A 17,021-nucleotide genomic window follows, 5' to 3' on the forward strand; every position below is an offset into this window, starting at 1 on the left:
GCAAAACCGTCCAAACGTTACGGAGAAGGGCTGATACGGGGCGACTCGGCGTCGGGTAACCGTCGGTCGGCGCTGTGCCGGCGTACGGGCTGTATTTATAAGCCGCTTGCCGCTCATCGACAAGTAGGTGATGTCCGAGTTGCTACTCGGCGGGACGGCCGCCTTCCTCGTCGGAACCCTCCTGATACTCCTGCGAGCGTACAGGCAGGACAATATTCCGGCCGTCGTGAACGCGGTCTTCTCGTTCGTCGTCGCGGTCGTCCCGTTGCTGGTCGAGGGCGCCGTCTGGCTCCGAACCGGCCAGCGCGTCGGGGTGGCTCCGGCGCTGCCGTTCTGGCTCGCGGCGGTCGGGTGTCTCCACTCCTATGGGATGCTCGGGCCCTACGACACGGTCTGGTGGTGGGACCATCTGACCCATACGATGGCCGGGGCGTTGGTCGCCGCGCTGGTCTACTCCGGCCTCGTCGTCGCCGGCCAGCACGCGGACGTGGTGGAACTCTCGACGGCGGCGGTCGGTGGCCTGACCGTCTTCTTCACGTTCGTCGTCGGTATCGTGTGGGAGTTGGGCGAACTGGTCGCCCGGGCGGCCGGCGAGCGGTACGACGTCGAACCGGTGCTCGTCTACTACGGGTGGCGCGACACCGCCCTCGACCTCGTGTTCGACATCGTCGGCGCGCTGGCGGTCGTCGCCTTCGACGTCGGGATTCTCGTCCCCGCCGCCGAGCGGTTCCCCCGCGTGACGACAACGCTCCTTCTGGGGGGCGGCGTCGTGGTCGTCGTCGGGGGCGTCCTGCTGGCGCTGGTCGTGTTATACGAGGCCGCCGCGTAGCTACGCGTCCGGACCCGCACACCCGGCGGTGATTTATGGGTTCGGCCGCTATGAGCGGACATGACCGACCTGTCGCTGGATGCGGACCAACTCGACCGCTACTCCCGACACATCATCATGGACGACGTGGGGCCGGAGGGCCAGAAGAAGCTCCTCGATTCGCGCGTGCTCTGTATCGGGGCGGGCGGGCTCGGCTCGCCTATCATCCAGTATCTCGCCGCCGCGGGCGTCGGGACGCTCGGCATCGTCGACGACGACGTCGTCGAGCGGTCGAATCTCCAGCGGCAGACCATCCACGCCGACGCCGACGTGGGGCGGCCGAAGGTCGAATCCGCCGCCGAGTTCGTCGCCGACCTCAACCCCGACGTGACCGTCGAAACCCACGAGACGCGGCTGGATTCGAGCAACATCCACGAGTTCCTCGACGACTACGACGTCGTCGTCGACGGCTCGGACAACTTCGCGACGCGGTATCTCGTCAACGACGCCTGCACGCTCGCGGGCGTGCCCTTCGCCCACGGCGCCATCCTCCGGTTCGAGGGGCAGATTACCACCTTCGAGGCCAACGAGGGCGGCCCCTGCTATCGGTGTCTCTTCCCCGAAGCGCCCGAACCCGGCACCGTCCCCGACTGTGCGACCGCGGGCGTGCTGGGCGTCCTGCCGGGCACGGTCGGTTGTATTCAGGCGACCGAAGCCGTCAAACTCGTCCTCGGATACGGCGAGACGCTCGACGGTCGAATGCTCTTCTACGACGCCGCCGACATGACCTTCGAGGAGATCGCGGTCGAACCCAGACCCGACTGCCCCGTCTGTAGCGAGGGCGGCATCGAGTCGATTCACGACGTGAGCTACGAGTCCACCTGCGCGATTCAGTAGGTGCCGGCGTCTTCGCTTATTCCTCCTCGACGGGTGCGCCGGGCGCGTTCCGGCGGACGCTCCGAAGCCCCTGTTTGGCCTTCTGCTTCGACGAGTAGCCCTGTCCGCTGTCGGCGATGATGTTGCCGTTGTCGTGGCGGAGTCGCCAGCGATACTCGCCGGCCGAGTCCTCGTAGAGTTCGAAGGTCGCGTCGCTGCCGCCCTCGGTGGGTATCTCGTCGTCGGTCGACTGGTCGTCGAGGAAGGCGCCGGGGGCGTTGGCCTTGACGCTCTCGATGCCGCCCTCGGCGCCCCCTCTGGCGGCGTAGCCCTCCCCGGAGTCGGCGATGATGTTGCCGTTGCGGTGGCGGAGCCGCCAGCGGTACTCGCCGACCGAGTCCTCGTAGAGTTCGAAGGTCGCCTTGCTCGTGTCGGCGTCGGTGTCGACGGCGCCATCCGCCGCCGGCCACTCCAGTTCGAGTCCGAGGCTGATGGTGTCTTCGCCCCGTTCGAGTTCGACGTCCATGTTCGGTTCGGCCGGCGGGTCGACGGCCACCTGCCCCTCGTCGTCGACCGGGACCCGTTCGCCGCGACCGAGCGCGTCGGCGATACGGCGGAGATAGGTGGCGATACTTCGGCGACTCCGCGGGCGCTTCGACTCGTGAATCGTCTCGTCGGACATACGACCGTCTTGGGGCGAACGCCGGTTAACTGTATGTGTTCGAATAACGTGCCAACGAACGACACGGGACGGCGACCGACCCCGGCCGCGGCTACCCGCCGGACGCGATTACGTCGACGGCCTCCCGCTCGAAGGTCTCGCCCGTCCAGCGCCAACTCCCGAGGTCGGCGTCGTCGCCCGCCAGCGAGACGACGACGTAGGAGTGGCCGGGCCACGCCGCCAGTCGGGCGTCCGTCTCGCTGGGACCGGCGGGACCGCGCGGATGGGAGTGATAGAAGCCGACCACGTCGAGGCCCGCCTCGTCGATTCGCTCCAGCAGGTCCAACTCCGCCGCGGGTGCGATCTCGTAGCGCGTCTCGGGCGTCTCCGCGGCGTTCGTGGCCTTATAAATCCGCTCGACGGTCGAGCGGTCCTCGCCGCGGCGGCCGGCGAGTACGCCGACGACCTCCTCGGGGGCGCCGTCTCTCGCGTGGGCGACGGCTTCGTCTCGGACCGCGGCGGGCAGTTTCAGCATCTCAGGCGGGGTGTTTCGCCAGCGAGGCGGCCATCCACTCCTCGGGCACGTCGAAGCTCTCGGGCTGAACGAGCGCTGCGAGCGCCTCCAGCGTGTCGACGACCCGGGGGCCGGGGCGGTTCACGAGGTGGTGGCCGTCCATCGCGTAGGCGCGATTCATCCGCACGGCCCGGAGTTGGCGCCAGCCCTCGCGGTCGGTCAGGTCCGCGAGGTTCGCGAAGGTCTGGTCGAGTTCGAACCCGCAGGGTGCGGCGACGAGGATGTCGGGGTCGTACTCTCGAATCTCGGCCCACTCCCGAGGCGTCGAGGCGTCGCCGGGGTCGGCGAGGCCGTAGTTTCCGCCCGCGAGTTCGACCAGTTCGGGCACCCAGTGGCCGGCGACCATCGCCGGGTCCAGCCAGTCGAGGACGGCCACCTCGGGACGGACGGGCGACTCGGCGGCCCGGTCGGCGACGCGGTCGACGCGGGCCTGCAGGTCGGACACGAGTTCATCGGCCCGGTCGGCGCGGCCCAGCGCCTCGCCGATGCGCCGGACGTCGTCGAAGATGTCCGCGAGGCTGTGCGGGTCCGTCGTCAGGAGTTCGCAATCGAGGCCCAACTCCGCGATGGCCTCCTCGACGACGACCGTATCGACCGCACAGACCTCGCAGATGCCCTGTGAGATGACGAGGTCGGGGTCGGCCTCGGCGAGCGCCTCGCGGTCGATTTCGTAGACGCCGCCCTCGGTTTCGGCCTGCTGGACCTGCTGGTCGATATCGCCGCTGGAGGCGTCGGCATCGATTCGGGAGTCGACGACGCTGGGGCGGTCGGCCGCCGCGGGCGGGTAGTCGCATTCGTGGGAGGTCGCCACCGGTTCGACGCCGAGCGCATAGACGATCTCGGTCGCCGAGGGCAGCAGGGAGACGACGCGCATACCCACCCTTCGTTCGCCAGCGAATTAAAGGGACCCCGGCGCGACCACCACCTGTGCGCGTCGACTACCACACCCACTCGACGTATTCGGACGGCCGCTTCATGTGGTCGATGTGCGAGGCCGCCGAGCGGGCCGACCTCGAAGGCCTCGGCTTCGCCGACCACTGTAACGTCTCCACCCGGGCACCACAGCAGCGCGCCAAGGCGGCGCTCGGGTTCAACCTCGATATGACCTACGAGCGCCGCCGCGAGGCCATCGACGCGATGAACGAGCGGTTCGATCTCACCGTCTTCGACGGCGTCGAGATGGATTTCGACTCCCGCGACATCGACGCCATCGCCGAGTTCCTCGACGAGGCCGACTTCGAGTACGCCATCGGCAGCGTCCACCACCTCGACGGGATGAACGTCCACGTCGAACCCTACTTCGCGAAGAAGGACGACGCGGAGAAAGCCGCCCTCGTCGACGAGTTCTACGGCGAGGCGGTCGCGCTCATCGAGTCGGAACTGTTCGATATCGCCGCCCACGTCGACCTCGTGGAGCGGAACCCCGCCCTCCGGGATTACGCCACGGAGGACCACTTCCATCGGGTCGCCGAGGCCGCCGAGAACTCCCGCACCCACCTCGAAATCAACGCCGGGCGCATCCTCGGTGAGTACGGCGAGTTCCACCCCGGTCCCGACTTCATGGAGGTTCTCGAGAGCTACGACCTCGAGTTCGTCCTCAGCACCGACGGCCACACGCCCGAGGAGGTCGTCGAGCGCACCGAGGAACTGGAGAAGTTCGCGGCCGCCCACGGGCTCGAAACGACGGAATTGAACCTGTAACGCCCGCGACCGGCGGCCGGCGAAGGACCAATCGCGGTTTGACTTTCGCGGGCGTTTATTTCCGGGCCGCCACGAGAGGTCGCCATGAACCGACGAGCGTTTCTCACGACGGTGGGGAGCGGAGGGTTCGCGCTGACGGCCGGGTGTTCGTCCCTGCTGGAAGACCCGGGGCCGTTTCACTTCGGCATCACCAACTGGCGAGAGCGGACGTACACGGCGGAACTCCTGCTCCAGAAGAACGACGACGAGGAACTCGTCAACGGCCGGTTCGATATCGCCGCAAACGGCCCCGACCGCGATGACCCGCCCGGCGTGTATCTGGAAATCATAACGCAGGTGAAAAACAGGGACATCATCGACGCCCGAGTGCGTCTCGACGGCGAGGAGTACCGCGGGAGCTACGAGGTGACCTGCAACCGACGTGAGGGGTCGGAGAACAACTTCTTCTTATATATTCACTCGCCGGACGGCGGCGATATCGAGTTCGGCGGCAGCGAGTGTGGAGTGTAGCCCGAGCACGCGAGAGGCGGGTTTATAAAACGAGTCGCTGACAGCTCCCACAGAGGTTCTCCTCTTTGACGTCCACCTCGCGGACGGTCGGCGAGAAGTTCATGACACACCGGGAGTTGTCGCAGTGTTCGAGGCCGAGGGTGTGGCCGATTTCGTGGACGACCTCCTTCCGGACCCGGTCCGAGAAGATGTCGCTGGCCGACTTGTTCGAGAAGCCGCCGTCCGAGGAGGTCTGGAGGCGGTACGTCGAGATGACCGACCCGTTGCCGGAGAGGTAGGCCAGCCCGAAGACGTAGTTGCGTCGCCGGTAGTAGAGGTCGTTGTCGGTGATGGCGATGTTTTTCTCGCCGCTGCCGACGCGGCCGGCGAGTTCGATGAACTCCTCTGCGCGGTACTGTTCTCGTGCCGGGTCGTAGGCGCCGTCGGGGATGGGCCGGGTGTCGTGAATCGTGACGTCACAATCGTAGACGGACCGCAGGGCGCTAGAGGCTTCCCGCTTGACCACTGCGGGGATGTCGCCGACCGGCACGATGTCGACGTGCATGGGAAAACGTTAGATACCGCTGTTCATAAACATCCCGACGTGCACACCCAGTCCAACGCGGGACTCGTCGACCGGCTGGCCCGGTACGACGAGGTGGTCGAAGTCGGCGTCGGGAACCGCCCGGATATCGCGGCACGGCTGGCCGAACGCGGGTGTTCGGTCACCGCGACCGACGTCCACGACCGGGACGTACCGGCGGGTGTGCGGTTCGTTCGTGACGACGTGACCGACCCCGAGGCGAGCGTCTACCGCGGCGCCGAGGCGGTGTACGCGCTGCGCTGTCCGCCGGAGTTACAGCGGCCGCTGGTCGACGCCGCGCGGACGGCGGACGCGGATTGCCTGTTTACAACGCTGGGTGGGGACCCCGCCGTGGTCGCGGCGGCGCCAGAGACGGTGGGCAACCAGACCGTATTCCGAGCCAAACTATGAACGTAGACGCGGTTATTCTGGACATCGACGGCGTACTGGTCGACGTGGCGGACTCCTACCGACGGGCCATCGTGGAGTCGATAGAGCACGTCTACGGCGAGACCATCGAGAAGGACGACATCCAACTGTTCAAGAACGCCGGCGGGTTCAACAACGACTGGGAGTTGACCTACGCGGCGGCGCTGTACGTGCTCGCGCGCCGCGAGAAACCCGGCCTGAGCATCGAGACGTACGCGGGGCTCATCGCGGCCTCCGGCGGCGGCCCCGAGGCCGCCCAGACCGCCGTCGCCGACGAACTGGACCCCGCCTCCCGCGAGCAGATTCTCAGCGAATGGGACCGAGAGCGCCTGCGGGACGTCTTCCAGCAACTCTACCTCGGCAGCGACCTCTACCGCGAGTTGGAGGGCGGCGAACCGGACCTCGATACGGAGGGGTTCATCCACGACGAACCCGTGCTGCTGTCGCCGGAGACGCGGGAGGCACTGGAAGCGTGGCCCCTCGGCGTCGTCACCGGCCGGCCCGCCGCCGAGGCCGACATCGCGCTGGAACGGGTCGGCCTCGATATCCCCGACGAGCATCGCTTCACGATGGACGACTGGGAGGAGGGCAAACCCCATCCTCGCGCGCTGTTGGACCTCGCGGACGCCTTCGACGCCGACAGCCTCGCGTTCGTCGGCGACACGCTGGACGACATCCACACCGCGAACAACGCCGCCGAGGCCGACCCCGAGCGGGAGTACTACGGCGTCGGCGTCCTGACCGGCGGGTTGACCGGCGAGAAGGGCCAGCGGAAGTACCGCGAGGTCGGCGCCGACGTCATCATCGACAGCATCAACGACCTGCCGACCCTGCTCGATAGCCCATGAACGCCGAACGCCTCCTCGTGTGGGTCGTCGGGATTCTCGCGTGTGTCGGGTCCGCGTCCGTCTACGCCGGCGTGTCGCGGCCCGAATCGACGGACCTTCTCCTCGCTCTGGGCGCGCTCGTCGCGCTGCCGCTTGCGGTCGTCTTCGGTCGCTTCCTGCTGTCGTTCCGCCCCGTGAAACGCGGCTGGCGCTAGAAGAAGAGGCCGGGGTCCTCGTGGGTGAAGGTCACCCGACTGTCGTCCGAAAGCGGCCGGACGTGGGTGTACATCACGCCGGCGTCGGTCGCGCGTTCCTCCAGCGAGTCGGATTCCGCGAGGTCGAGAAACGCCGGAACGACGACGGCCACGTCCTCGCCGTCGGCGTCGGTTCCCTCGACGACGACGATGAGGAAGCGAGCGCCGCCCTCCTCGTTGCGGTAGACGTGTGAGGTATCGAAGGTGGCCCCCTCGACGAGCGATTCCAGCGCCTCGAACTCGTCGCCGGGCGCCAGCACGTCGAGTCCGAACGGGACGTTCGTCAGCGGCGTCACATCACCCGGCCGAATCAGCAGCGTCCGATAGCCCTCCTCGTTGTACTCGGCTTCGGTCGCCTCGGCGTCGTCCATCAGTTCCTGCCAGCGGTCGGCGACGACGGGCGGCGGCGATTGGGAGTTCATATCGGGTAGCGGGCATCGAACGGCAAAAACACCCCGGTCATGGGGGCCGTTTCGGGCGCTTACTCCCGGGTTTCGACGCGGTCGACGGTTCTGGGATTGACGCCCTCGGGGAGGCCGGTGAGGTGACACGCCGCACGGTCGCCCTCGGGCGCGTGGGTCTCGCAGATGCTCCGGTAGCGCTCGGCGAGTTGCTCGGCCGCGTCGTCCCACTCGCCGTCGGCCAGCGATTCGAAGGCCGAATGGAGGTGCTGTCGCTCCCGTTCGGGCAGGTCGATATCGTCGGGGAGCAGGCGGTCGGCCAGCGCCGCGGCGACGTTTTCCTCGGCGTCGTCCCGAATCTCGCCGAGGCTGATATCGCGGCTCTCGATGCGGCCCCGCACGTCCATGACCGCGCGATAGGCCCTCTGTGAGATGTTGAGATTGGCCGGCGGGATGACCTTCGGACACCGGGTGCGGAACCGACAGCCGGAGGGTGGGTCCCGCGGCGAGGGCACGTCACCGGACAGCGGGTCGATATCCCGCCGTTTTTCGTCGGTCGACGCGCGGGGAACGCTATCCAGCAGCGCCTCGGTGTAGGGGTGCTGTGGGTTCGCGAAGAGTTCGTCCGTTCCGGCGACCTCGACGAGTTCGCCGAGATACATCACGGCCACGCGGTCGCAGATGTGCCGGATGACCGAGAGGTCGTGACTGATAAAGAGGTAGGTGAGGTCGAAGTCGTCCTGCAGGTCCGCAAGCAGGTTGAGCACCTGCGCCTGCACGCTCACGTCGAGGGCGCTGGTCGGTTCGTCCAACACGAGGAAGTCGGGGTCCAAGGCGAGCGCGCGGGCGATGCCGACGCGCTGTCGCTGGCCGCCGGAGAACTCGCCGGGATAGCGGTCCAGTTGGTCCGCCGAGAGGCCGACCCGCTCCATGAGGTCGGCGACCCGCTCGCGGCGCAGTTCCTCGTCGGAGCGGCCTTCCCGGTCGACGTCGCTGTCGGGCCACGGCCAGTCGTGGATGTCCAGCGGTTGGCGGATGGACGCGCCGACGGTCATGCGGGGGTCGAGACTCGAGTAGGGGTCCTGAAAGACGACGCCGGCCCGCCGCCGGAACTCGGTGAGGTCCTCGCTTTCGACGAGGTCGGTACCGTCGTACTCGACGGTGCCGGCGGTCGGCTCCAGCAACTGGAGGACCGTCTCGCCCGTGGTCGATTTCCCACAGCCGGATTCGCCGACCAGTCCGAGCGTCTCGCCCTGGTGGATGTCGAAGGAGATACCGTCGACGGCCCGGACCGGATCGGTCGTATCGCCGAGTAGTCGGTCCAGAATCGAGTCATCGGTATCGAAGTGCTTCTCCAGGTTCCGGACTCGCAATAGCGGGTCGCCGGCCGTCGGGTTCGTGTGGTCGCTACTCATCGAAGTACCCCTCCGGAAGCGCGTTGGCAGCGGTGTGGTCCATCTCCGCGAGATAGCACATCGTCGCGTGGTCGTCGTCGACGTCGAACTCGGGCGGCTTGTCGAGACACGCCTCCATCGCCTTCGGACACCGGTCGGCGAAGTAACAACGGTCCGGCATCTCCTCGTCCATGAGGCTCGGGACGTTGCCCTCGATGGGCGTCAGTCGGCCGTCCTCGCCGTCGAGGTCCGGAATCGACCCCAAAAGGCCCTGCGTGTAGGGGTGGACCGACTCCTCGAAGACGTCCTCGAGGGTGCCGCGCTCGACGAGTTCGCCGGCGTACATCACGCCGACCCGGTCGCACATCCGGGCGATGACGCCGAGGTTGTGCGTGATGAGCACCGTCGTCATGCCCGTCTCCTCCTGCAGGTCGTCCAGCAGGTCCAGCACCTGCGCCTGAATCGTCACGTCGAGAGCGGTCGTCGGTTCGTCGGCGACCAGCACCGACGGTTCGCCGGCCAGCGCCTGTGCTATCATCGCCCGCTGGAGCATCCCGCCGGAGAACTGGTGGGGGTACTCGTCGGCCCGCTCGGCGGGGTCGGGGATGCCGACCAACTCCAGCAGTTCGACCGCGCGGGTATGGGATTCCTCGCCGACGTAATCCCGCGAGGGAAGCACGCTGTCGGTGACGAACTTCGCCAGTCCGTAGCCCTGCGTCCGCGAGCGGGTCGACCGCGGGTTCGCCGTCGCGCGGCGCTGGACCTCGACGGCCTCGGCGATCTGCTCGCCGACGGTAATCGAGGGGTTGAAACTGCTCATCGGGTCCTGGAAGATGGTCGAGAACTCGGTGCCCCGCAGGGCGCGGCGCTCGCTCTCGTCGATTCGCCGGAGGTCGACCATCTCGCCGTCGACGGCCTCGGGGGTCTCATCGGCCACCCGGTCGGCCATCTCCGGCGACCGGAACCACACCTCGCCGCCGGTGATGCGGCCCGGCGATTCCACGAGGTCGATTATCGACAGCGCCGTCACCGACTTGCCGGAGCCGGATTCGCCGACGATGCCGAAGACCTCGCCGTCCTCGACGTCGAAGGAGACGCCGTCGACGGCGTTGACCTGCCCACTCTCGGTGAAAAAGCGGGTCGAGAGGTCCTCGACGCGGAGTTTCGTCTCGGCCATCTCAGACACCTCCCTCCCCTTCGATGGAGGGGTCCAGCGCGTCCCGGAGCCAGTCGCCGATGAGGTTGACGCCGATGACCGCCAGCACGATGGCGAGACCGGGCATCGTGGCTATCCACCAGTAGGAGCGCTGGTCGCTGCGGCCGTCGGCGATGTCGGCGCCCCACGTGAGGTCCGTCCCCGAGAAGCCGAGGAAGGAAAGCGCCGACTCCAGCAGGATGATGGCGGCGACCTGAATCGTCGCCAGCACGATGATGGGCGTCAGCGAGTTCGGCAGAACGTGCTGTCTGAGGATGCGCCGGTCGCTGGCGCCGGAACTTATCGCGGCCTTGATGTACTCCTCCGAGCGGACGCTCATCGCCTCGCCGCGGGCGACGCGGGCGAACCACACCCAGTTCACGAGGGCGACGACGAGGGTCACCGTCACGGGGAAGGTGAACTCCGCGGGCATGTTCGCGACGTGGTCGGCCCGCGGAATCACGACGTTCGGGACGACGTCGGACCGGGCCGCATAGACGAACGGGTCGGGTATCGTCGCGGTGTGGAACTCCGTCTCCCTGAAGACGCCGACCAGCGCGATGGCGAGCACGAGCGACGGGAACGCCAACATCACGTCGGCGCCGCGCATCAACGTATCGTCGACGTTACCGCCGAAGTAGCCGGCCGCCAGCCCGTAGGGAACGCCGATGAGCGTCGCCAGCAGCGCCCCGAGTATCCCGACGAGCATCGACACCCGAGCGCCGTACAGCAGTCGGGAGAAGATGTCCTGCCCGAGCGCGTTGGTCCCGAGGGGGTACTCGGTGCGGGCATCGATCTCGACCGTTTCGCTCCCGCTCGGTGTGACTCGCTCCTGCGTATACGAGAAGCCGAGCGGCGGCAACTCCGAGCGGTCCTCGCCGCCGCCGGTCCCGATATTGGTCGTCGTCGGGTTGTGGAGCGTCAGGAAGGGCGCGAACGTCGCCACGAGGAAGATGACGAGGACGAGCGCGACGCCCAACTGGGCGAGCCGGCTGGTCTTGAACTCCCGTTTGAGGCTCCGTCGAACGCGGTCCGACACCATCAGTCGGTCACCACCCGCGGGTCGAGGTACGCATACAGCGCGTCGACGGCGATGTTGATGACCACGAAGCCGGCGCCGATGACGATGATGGTCCCCTGAATCGACGTCCAGTCGCGGTTGTTGATACTCGTGATGAGGAATCGGCCGAGGCCGGGCCACGCGAAGATGGATTCGGTGATGACCGCGCCACCGATGAGCGTCCCCAGTTGCAGGCCGAGCACCGTGATAATCGGGATGAGCGTGTTGCGGAGCACGTGTTTATAAAGCGTGAGCGTCTCGGGCAGTCCCTTCGCCCGGCAGGCCTTCACGTAGGCCTTGTTTATCTCTTCGAGCATGCCGCTGCGGGTCAGTCGCGTGATGAGCGCCGTGAAGTACGTCCCCAGCGTGATAGAGGGCAGTACCAGTTGGGCGGCCCACCGGCCGAGTTCGGAGACCGAACCCTCGCTGACCAGCGCCGCCGCGGCCGTCGACAGCGCCATCTGTCGGCCGGTCGTCGGCAGGAAGTCCACGTGGACGGCGACGAAGATGATGAGCATGACGCCGAGCCAGAAGTTCGGCGTCGAGATGCCGAACAGCGAGAACAGCGTCGCGCCGTAGTCGACGGGTTCGTGGCGGCGGCGGGCGCTGATGACGCCGAGCGGGATGGCGATGACGATGGCGACGATGGTCGAGGCGACGGCGAGTTCGATGGTCGCCGGCAGGCGGGCGAGGATGAGCGAACTCACCTCGCGGTCTATCGCCATCGACTGGCCGAAATCACCGACCGCGAGGTCGGTGAGGTAGTCGTAATACTGGACGTAGAGCGGTTCGTCGAGCCCGAGGTTCTCCCGGAGGCGGTCTCGAACCTCCTGGCCGGCATCGGGCGGCACGAGCGCCGAGGTCGGGTCCCCGGGGGTCAGGAACCGCAGAAAGAAAACGACCGTAACGACGCCCCAGATGACGAGAACGCCCTGGAGAATTCGTTTGAGCAGGAACTTCGCGAACCCCATACTGTCGCAAGACTTGCCGGGGTGATATAAAAAACCGCCGCTCTCCCCCGAATTCGACCGACTGGTCAGGACGGGAGTGAGGTCCCGAACCGGCCAGTGGAGGCGTTATTCGGGGATGTTGTTGGCCTGTTCGAGCAGGTCGGCCAGTTCCTGGTTGTTGAAGTGCTGGAAGGCGCCCTCGGTGAACCACGGCGCCATCGCGTAGTTGGCGTCCAGCGTCGGGTTGCCCCAGCCGATGAGGAAGAAGGCGGGCGATTCGCTCTGGTCGGCGACGAGTTCGCTCACGAGGTTGGGGAAGTCCCGCCGGTTGACCTCACAGGAGACGTTCTCCAGTTCGTCGATCTGGCTGGCGCAGGCCTCGGCGATGTCGACGTCCCGGAGGTAGCGGCCGCGCGGGACGTGCAGTTCGAGTTCGGCGCCGGCGTAGCCGCTCTCCTCGACGAGCGCCTCGGCGTTGGCGGGGTCGTGCGGATAGGGGTCGATATCCGAGTTGTGGCCGTTGTGGCCCGGCAGCGTCGGCTGGCTCGTCCGGTCGCCGAACTCGTTGAGGATGTTGTCGATGATGGACTGGACGTCGACGGCGAAGTTCATCGCCTGTCGGAACTCCAGACTGTCGAACGGCTCGAAGGCGTCGTTCATCACGAGGAAGATGAGCCGCGTCGACGGCGTGTCCTCGTAGCGGACGCCCTCGGCTTCCTGTACGTCCGGGATGTCGTTGGGCCGGACGTTGACGATGTGGTCGGTATCGCCCGCGATGAGCGCGTCGACGCGGGGGCCGTTCTCCGGAATCGCGGTGAAGGTGACCGACTGCGGGTCCGGCTCCTCGCCCCAGTAGCTGTCGAACTTCGTGTAGGCGACGCGCGTGTCGTCGACGAACTCGTCGAGTTCGTAGGGGCCGGTGCCGTTCATCACGTCGGCGATTTCGCCGTCGTTGTCCTCGACCCAGCTCTTCTCGACGACCCGGCCGAAGGCCGTGAGGTTCCGGAAGATGGCGGGTTCGATGGAGTTCAAATCGAGGACGACGTCGCCGTCGACCTCGCTGGCCTCGTTGATGTCACCGATGGTCGACGCAACCTCACTGACGTTCGGGTCGTTGGCCCGGTTGATGGAGTAGGCCACGTCCTCGGCGGTCATCCCGTCGCCGTTGTGGAAGGTGACGTCGTCCCGAATCGTCAGGCGAATCTCCTGGTCGCCGGTCCGCTCCCAGTCGGTGACGATGAGTTCGATGGGACGGCCCTCACGGTCCCGGTAGAGGAAGGGCTCGTATCCCTGGTCGATGACGTTGTAGGTCGACGTGCTGTTGTCGCCGACGGGGTCCAGCGTGGGCGCGAGTTGCCCCTGCGTAATCGTGATTTCGTCCCGTTCGGTGGACATCTCCTTGACGTTGATGTCCTCGTCGGCGCGGGCGGTCCACTCGATGTCGTTGTTGACGCCGTAGATGCTGTACTGCTGGTGGAGGAAGACCCACGGCGCCAGTTCGTTGGACAGGCCGTTGGCGTGCTGGAGAACCTCCTCGCGGGTGGGGTCCTCGGGGAGTTCGCCGTCGTACTCCCGCAGTTGCGCCTCGGCGCCCTCGGTGGGCGTATCCGTCTCGCCACCGCCGTTGCCATTGCCGTTTCCGTTACCGTTGCCGTTGCCGCTGTCACCACAGCCAGCCAGACCGACGCTGGCCGCCGTCGCGGCGGCGGCGCCACCGTATTGGAGGAACGTCCGTCGATTTACGTCGTCGCGTGACATACACCGTCTATCGGGCAACCCTTACATATACTTTGGTGATAAATAGCTCCGGTTTGCGGCAATACAGGGAACCCCGTCGCCGACCGGACACCTCGCTCGACGGCAACCATCTCCGCTCGCACAACGGTTAACCCCCGGAAGGGTGATATCCGTGTATGCGAATCGCACTACTCGGCGGAACCGGCGATATCGGACAGGGACTGGCCCTCCGGTGGGGCTACGACAGCAGCCACGAGATACTCATCGGCTCTCGTGACCCCGAACGGGCCCGCACGAAGGCCGAGGAGTACGTGACGGAACTCGAAAGCCGGGGGACCGAAACGACAATCAAGGGCTTCGAGAACGCGATGGCTGCCGACCGCGCCGACGTGGTCGTACTGGCGGTTCCGGCCTACCATCTGGTCGACACCGTCGAGGCCATCGCCGACCGCCTCGACGACGAGACCATCCTCGTCTCCCCCGCCGTCGGCATGAAACGGGACGACGACGGCTTCCACTACAACCGCCCCGGCGCCGGCAGCGTCGCCGCGCTGGCCGCCGACGCCAAACCCGACGACGTGCCGCTGGTGGGCGCCTTCCACAACCTGCCGGCCGGCGGCCTCGCCGACCTCGACCACGACTTCGAGTGGGACACCCTCGTCTTCGGCGAGGACGAGGACGCCAAGGGCATCGTCTCGGACCTCGCCCGGGAGATAGAGGGCCTACGCCCGCTGGACGTCGGCGGACTGGCCAACGCGCCCGAAGTCGAGTCCATCACGCCGCTGCTCATCAACGTCGCCTCGGAAAACGAGAGGATGCACGACCTCGGTGTGAAGTTCCAGTAACCGGGGTCGTCAGTCGATGAGGCCGTATCCCTTTTTAAATAGGTAGATGTCCAGCAGGATGACGCCGGCGGTCAACCCCGACAGCACGCCCAGCGAGAGCACGGGGTCGACCTCCTCGAAGCCGAGGAAGCCGTAGCGGACGCCGTTGACCATGTACACCATCGGGTTCAGCAGCGACAGCGTCTGGTAGATGCCCGGCAGGACCTCCAGCGAGTAGAAGACGGCGCCGAAGAAGACCAGCGGCCGGAGGATGAACTGGTTCATCACCGTCAGGTCGTCGAAGTCCTCGGCGACGAGGCCGCCGATGACGCCCAGCGAGGCGAACAGCAGGGGGACGACGACCATGAACGCCACGAGGAAGAACGGCTGTCTGACGGGCACCGACGTAAAGACGAGACCGATGGCGACGATGATGAGGCCGACGATGATGCCGCGAAGCGCCGCCGCGAGGATGTAGGCCAGCACCATCGACGAATAGGACAGCGGCGAGGTCAGTGTCTCGTGGATGTACTCGTTCCATCGGCCGTGGAAAATCGAGAACGACGAGTTTTCGAAGGCGTTGCCGATGGCGCCCAGCACGACGAGGCCGGGCAGGATGAAGAGCAGGTAGTCGAAGCCGGCGATGTCGTCGATGCGCTGGCCCAAGATGACGCCGAAGACGGCGAAGTAGAGGACGTTCGTAATCGCGGGCGGGAGGAACGTGTTCCGGGGGCGGCGGATGAACCGCAGGATTTCGCGCTTCAACAGCGACCGGAAGCCGACGCCGAAGACGGACGTGCTCATTGGAGCACCTCCAGTTCCTCGGCTTCCTCGCCGGGCCGGGTCATGTCGACGAAGACCTCTTCGAGGGAGGCCCGCCGGATGTCGAGGTCGAGCACCTCGTAGCCGGCGGCTTCGAGTTCCCGCAGGAGGTCGGGCGCGACGCTGCGGCCGCCGCCGGCAGTGACGAGCAGGCCGTCGTCCTCGACGCGATATTCGATGACGTCGTCGACTTTGATGTCGGGCACCGATTCGGGCGGGTTCGCCAGCGTGACGTGGAGCTGGTCGGTCCCGCGCGAGCGGAGGTCGTCGGGCGTGGCGACCTCGACGACCTGTCCCGAGTCACAGATGGCGACGCGGTCACAGAGGCGTTCGGCCTCCTCGATGTAGTGGGTCGTCAGGAGGATGGTCGTCCCCTCGGCGTTGAGGCGTTCGATGACGCCCCAGAGGTCCCGACGGAGTTGGACGTCGACGCCCGCGGTCGGTTCGTCGAGGATGAGCAGGTCGGGGTCGGTGACGAGCGCACGCGCGAGGAGGAACCGGCGCTTCATCCCGCCGGAGAGCCAGTCGAAGCGGGTATCGCGCTTGTCGTAGATGCCGACGGTCTTGAGGGCCTCCTCGGCCCGTTCGGCGGCCTCATCGGCGGGAACGCCGTGGTAGCCGGCTTTGTGTTCGAGTACCTCGTGAATCGGGAAGAAGCGGTCGACGTTGAACTCCTGTGGTGCGAGGCCGATGCGGTCCCGTGCCTCTCGATAGTCCTCTTCGACGTCGAATCCGAAGACCTCGGCGGTGCCGCCGTCCTTGCGGACGAGGCCGACGAGGATGTTGATGAAGGTCGTTTTGCCGGCCCCGTTCGGACCGAGCAGGCCGAAGAACTCCCCGCGCTCGACTTCGAAGGAGAGCCCGTCGAGCGCCCGGACGTCGCCGTATGACTTCCGGAGGTCGTCAGCACGTATCGCTGGTTCCATACCGAAACGGAGTCGATTCGGCCGGTTAAGACTGCTGAAGGCGAATGCTACGAGTGCCCTTACCGACCGAGCTTGGACCGCGCGATGCCGACGCCGCCGGGGGTGATGACGATCTGGTCGTCCTCCTTCTGGACGATATCGCCGCCGACCTCGTTGGCGACCTGCTTGAGTTCGTCCGAGATGTGCTCCATCGTCCGGTCGGTCGTCGTATGCCGGGTGATGTCGGCGATGACGACGTCGCCGTCGTAGACGGCGTCCTTGATATCGACGACGTCGCCGCTTTCGCTGATTTCGGCGAAGTGTACCTGCATACTGGCGGTGCCGGCGTCGGCGTCGAAATCGTCGATGTCGAGTTCGACGTAGTCCTCGGCGCTGTGGGAATCGCCGCCGAGGAGTTTACTCATGAGACCCATACCTGCGACAGCGGCGTCTGGCGGCATAGGTCTTACGTCCGTGCGGTCGCCGCCGCGTGCCACCACCGGAACGAAACCGGGCGGACGGCTGTGGCCC

The 17,021-nt window shown here is 66.6% G+C and carries 21 protein-coding genes; 8 read left to right on the plus strand and 13 right to left on the minus strand.

What is annotated here, in order from left to right:
- The first annotated feature begins 130 nt into the window (after positions 1 to 130).
- Together U5914_RS07505 and ubaA are read left to right on the plus strand one after the other, a co-directional pair.
- Positions 131 to 829, plus strand: a complete 699-nt coding sequence (locus U5914_RS07505; RefSeq protein ID WP_336135131.1) for a DUF2238 domain-containing protein — start codon at positions 131 to 133, stop codon at positions 827 to 829.
- A gap of 60 nt (positions 830 to 889) precedes the next feature.
- Positions 890 to 1,705 (plus strand): SAMP-activating enzyme E1, encoded by an 816-nt coding sequence (gene ubaA / locus U5914_RS07510; protein ID WP_336135132.1) that lies wholly within the window; start codon positions 890 to 892, stop codon positions 1,703 to 1,705.
- A 16-nt stretch (positions 1,706 to 1,721) separates the two neighbouring features.
- Here the strand turns inward: ubaA and U5914_RS07515 are convergent, their stop codons facing one another.
- The 3 genes from U5914_RS07515 to U5914_RS07525 all read right to left on the minus strand — a co-directional run bounded on the left by U5914_RS07515 (position 1,722) and on the right by U5914_RS07525 (position 3,793).
- Complete coding sequence (locus U5914_RS07515; RefSeq protein WP_336135133.1) at positions 1,722 to 2,366, minus strand: HVO_2922 family protein; 645 nt, start codon at positions 2,364 to 2,366, stop codon at positions 1,722 to 1,724.
- Between the two features lie 91 nt (positions 2,367 to 2,457).
- On the minus strand, positions 2,458 to 2,880 hold the full coding sequence (locus U5914_RS07520) for a desampylase (protein ID WP_336135134.1): 423 nt from the start codon (positions 2,878 to 2,880) through the stop codon (positions 2,458 to 2,460).
- A gap of 1 nt (position 2,881) precedes the next feature.
- Entirely contained in the window at positions 2,882 to 3,793 is a 912-nt protein-coding gene (locus tag U5914_RS07525; RefSeq protein ID WP_336135135.1) for a cobalamin-binding protein, read from the minus strand.
- 53 nt (positions 3,794 to 3,846) lie between these two features.
- Between U5914_RS07525 and U5914_RS07530 the strand changes: the two genes are divergently transcribed.
- Together U5914_RS07530 and U5914_RS07535 are read left to right on the plus strand one after the other, a co-directional pair.
- Positions 3,847 to 4,620 (plus strand): PHP domain-containing protein, encoded by a 774-nt coding sequence (locus U5914_RS07530; protein ID WP_336135136.1) that lies wholly within the window; start codon positions 3,847 to 3,849, stop codon positions 4,618 to 4,620.
- 84 nt (positions 4,621 to 4,704) lie between these two features.
- Positions 4,705 to 5,130 (plus strand): hypothetical protein, encoded by a 426-nt coding sequence (locus tag U5914_RS07535; RefSeq protein WP_336135137.1) that lies wholly within the window; start codon positions 4,705 to 4,707, stop codon positions 5,128 to 5,130.
- 22 nt (positions 5,131 to 5,152) lie between these two features.
- On the opposite strand, the gene U5914_RS07540 is transcribed toward U5914_RS07535, so the two are convergent.
- Positions 5,153 to 5,674, minus strand: a complete 522-nt coding sequence (locus U5914_RS07540; RefSeq protein ID WP_336135138.1) for an archaemetzincin family Zn-dependent metalloprotease — start codon at positions 5,672 to 5,674, stop codon at positions 5,153 to 5,155.
- Between the two features lie 39 nt (positions 5,675 to 5,713).
- On the opposite strand from U5914_RS07540, the gene U5914_RS07545 reads away from it, so the two are divergent.
- From U5914_RS07545 to U5914_RS07555, 3 genes are read left to right on the plus strand one after another with little or no spacing between them, the layout of a single operon-like run.
- Positions 5,714 to 6,103: a UPF0146 family protein gene (locus tag U5914_RS07545; protein WP_336135139.1), complete on the plus strand. Its 390-nt coding sequence runs from the start codon at positions 5,714 to 5,716 to the stop codon at positions 6,101 to 6,103.
- Complete coding sequence (locus U5914_RS07550) at positions 6,100 to 6,969, plus strand: TIGR01548 family HAD-type hydrolase (protein ID WP_336135140.1); 870 nt, start codon at positions 6,100 to 6,102, stop codon at positions 6,967 to 6,969. Before U5914_RS07545 ends, U5914_RS07550 begins: the two co-directional genes overlap by 4 nt.
- A complete protein-coding gene (locus U5914_RS07555; RefSeq protein WP_336135141.1) occupies positions 6,966 to 7,163 on the plus strand; it encodes a hypothetical protein in 198 nt (65 codons plus the stop codon). Before U5914_RS07550 ends, U5914_RS07555 begins: the two co-directional genes overlap by 4 nt.
- Here the strand turns inward: U5914_RS07555 and U5914_RS07560 are convergent.
- The 6 genes from U5914_RS07560 to U5914_RS07585 all read right to left on the minus strand — a co-directional run bounded on the left by U5914_RS07560 (position 7,160) and on the right by U5914_RS07585 (position 13,960).
- A complete protein-coding gene (locus U5914_RS07560; protein ID WP_336135142.1) occupies positions 7,160 to 7,624 on the minus strand; it encodes a DUF7529 family protein in 465 nt (154 codons plus the stop codon). The genes U5914_RS07555 and U5914_RS07560 overlap by 4 nt on opposite strands.
- Before the next feature lie 59 nt (positions 7,625 to 7,683).
- The gene (locus U5914_RS07565; protein ID WP_336135143.1) at positions 7,684 to 9,018 is read right to left on the minus strand and encodes an ABC transporter ATP-binding protein; all 1,335 of its coding nucleotides are present in this window, start codon (positions 9,016 to 9,018) and stop codon (positions 7,684 to 7,686) included.
- On the minus strand, positions 9,011 to 10,174 hold the full coding sequence (locus U5914_RS07570) for an ABC transporter ATP-binding protein (RefSeq protein ID WP_336135144.1): 1,164 nt from the start codon (positions 10,172 to 10,174) through the stop codon (positions 9,011 to 9,013). Before U5914_RS07570 ends, U5914_RS07565 begins: the two co-directional genes overlap by 8 nt.
- Before the next feature lies 1 nt (position 10,175).
- Positions 10,176 to 11,234 carry an ABC transporter permease gene (locus tag U5914_RS07575; RefSeq protein ID WP_336135145.1) on the minus strand — a complete coding sequence of 353 codons (1,059 nt, stop codon included), beginning with the start codon at positions 11,232 to 11,234 and terminating at the stop codon, positions 10,176 to 10,178.
- Entirely contained in the window at positions 11,234 to 12,223 is a 990-nt protein-coding gene (locus tag U5914_RS07580) for an ABC transporter permease (RefSeq protein ID WP_336135146.1), read from the minus strand. Before U5914_RS07580 ends, U5914_RS07575 begins: the two co-directional genes overlap by 1 nt.
- A 105-nt stretch (positions 12,224 to 12,328) precedes the next feature.
- Positions 12,329 to 13,960, minus strand: a complete 1,632-nt coding sequence (locus U5914_RS07585) for an ABC transporter substrate-binding protein (RefSeq protein WP_336135147.1) — start codon at positions 13,958 to 13,960, stop codon at positions 12,329 to 12,331.
- 155 nt (positions 13,961 to 14,115) lie between these two features.
- On the opposite strand from U5914_RS07585, the gene npdG reads away from it, so the two are divergent.
- Positions 14,116 to 14,784 (plus strand): NADPH-dependent F420 reductase, encoded by a 669-nt coding sequence (npdG, locus tag U5914_RS07590; protein WP_336135148.1) that lies wholly within the window; start codon positions 14,116 to 14,118, stop codon positions 14,782 to 14,784.
- A 9-nt stretch (positions 14,785 to 14,793) separates the two neighbouring features.
- Here the strand turns inward: npdG and U5914_RS07595 are convergent, their stop codons facing one another.
- From U5914_RS07595 to U5914_RS07605, 3 genes are read right to left on the minus strand one after another with little or no spacing between them, the layout of a single operon-like run.
- Positions 14,794 to 15,567, minus strand: coding sequence for an ABC transporter permease (locus U5914_RS07595; RefSeq protein WP_336135149.1), 774 nt, complete (start codon positions 15,565 to 15,567; stop codon positions 14,794 to 14,796).
- Positions 15,564 to 16,511: an ABC transporter ATP-binding protein gene (locus U5914_RS07600; RefSeq protein WP_336135150.1), complete on the minus strand. Its 948-nt coding sequence runs from the start codon at positions 16,509 to 16,511 to the stop codon at positions 15,564 to 15,566. The genes U5914_RS07595 and U5914_RS07600 overlap by 4 nt, the downstream gene beginning before the upstream one ends.
- A gap of 59 nt (positions 16,512 to 16,570) precedes the next feature.
- Complete coding sequence (locus U5914_RS07605; protein ID WP_336135151.1) at positions 16,571 to 16,924, minus strand: cell division protein SepF; 354 nt, start codon at positions 16,922 to 16,924, stop codon at positions 16,571 to 16,573.
- Positions 16,925 to 17,021 lie beyond the last annotated feature (97 nt).

Origin of the sequence: Natronomonas amylolytica (genome assembly GCF_037031205.1) — an archaeon.
GTDB lineage: Archaea > Halobacteriota > Halobacteria > Halobacteriales > Haloarculaceae > Natronomonas > Natronomonas amylolytica.

Bases quoted from the DNA above. Each gene is read 5' to 3' on its own strand.
- U5914_RS07600 (WP_336135150.1), bottom strand. From the start codon at position 16,511: ATGGAACCAGCGATACGTGCTGACGACCTCCGGAAGTCATACGGCGAC.
- U5914_RS07605 (WP_336135151.1), bottom strand. From the start codon at position 16,924: ATGGGTCTCATGAGTAAACTCCTCGGCGGCGATTCCCACAGCGCCGAG.
- U5914_RS07505 (WP_336135131.1), top strand. From the start codon at position 131: ATGTCCGAGTTGCTACTCGGCGGGACGGCCGCCTTCCTCGTCGGAACC.
- U5914_RS07515 (WP_336135133.1), bottom strand. From the start codon at position 2,366: ATGTCCGACGAGACGATTCACGAGTCGAAGCGCCCGCGGAGTCGCCGA.
- U5914_RS07525 (WP_336135135.1), bottom strand. From the start codon at position 3,793: ATGCGCGTCGTCTCCCTGCTGCCCTCGGCGACCGAGATCGTCTATGCG.
- U5914_RS07565 (WP_336135143.1), bottom strand. From the start codon at position 9,018: ATGAGTAGCGACCACACGAACCCGACGGCCGGCGACCCGCTATTGCGA.
- npdG (WP_336135148.1), top strand. From the start codon at position 14,116: ATGCGAATCGCACTACTCGGCGGAACCGGCGATATCGGACAGGGACTG.
- U5914_RS07575 (WP_336135145.1), bottom strand. From the start codon at position 11,234: ATGGTGTCGGACCGCGTTCGACGGAGCCTCAAACGGGAGTTCAAGACC.
- U5914_RS07520 (WP_336135134.1), bottom strand. From the start codon at position 2,880: ATGCTGAAACTGCCCGCCGCGGTCCGAGACGAAGCCGTCGCCCACGCG.
- U5914_RS07595 (WP_336135149.1), bottom strand. From the start codon at position 15,567: ATGAGCACGTCCGTCTTCGGCGTCGGCTTCCGGTCGCTGTTGAAGCGC.
- U5914_RS07535 (WP_336135137.1), top strand. From the start codon at position 4,705: ATGAACCGACGAGCGTTTCTCACGACGGTGGGGAGCGGAGGGTTCGCG.
- U5914_RS07580 (WP_336135146.1), bottom strand. From the start codon at position 12,223: ATGGGGTTCGCGAAGTTCCTGCTCAAACGAATTCTCCAGGGCGTTCTC.
- U5914_RS07570 (WP_336135144.1), bottom strand. From the start codon at position 10,174: ATGGCCGAGACGAAACTCCGCGTCGAGGACCTCTCGACCCGCTTTTTC.
- U5914_RS07560 (WP_336135142.1), bottom strand. From the start codon at position 7,624: ATGAACTCCCAATCGCCGCCGCCCGTCGTCGCCGACCGCTGGCAGGAA.
- U5914_RS07550 (WP_336135140.1), top strand. From the start codon at position 6,100: ATGAACGTAGACGCGGTTATTCTGGACATCGACGGCGTACTGGTCGAC.
- U5914_RS07540 (WP_336135138.1), bottom strand. From the start codon at position 5,674: ATGCACGTCGACATCGTGCCGGTCGGCGACATCCCCGCAGTGGTCAAG.
- U5914_RS07555 (WP_336135141.1), top strand. From the start codon at position 6,966: ATGAACGCCGAACGCCTCCTCGTGTGGGTCGTCGGGATTCTCGCGTGT.
- ubaA (WP_336135132.1), top strand. From the start codon at position 890: ATGACCGACCTGTCGCTGGATGCGGACCAACTCGACCGCTACTCCCGA.
- U5914_RS07585 (WP_336135147.1), bottom strand. From the start codon at position 13,960: ATGTCACGCGACGACGTAAATCGACGGACGTTCCTCCAATACGGTGGC.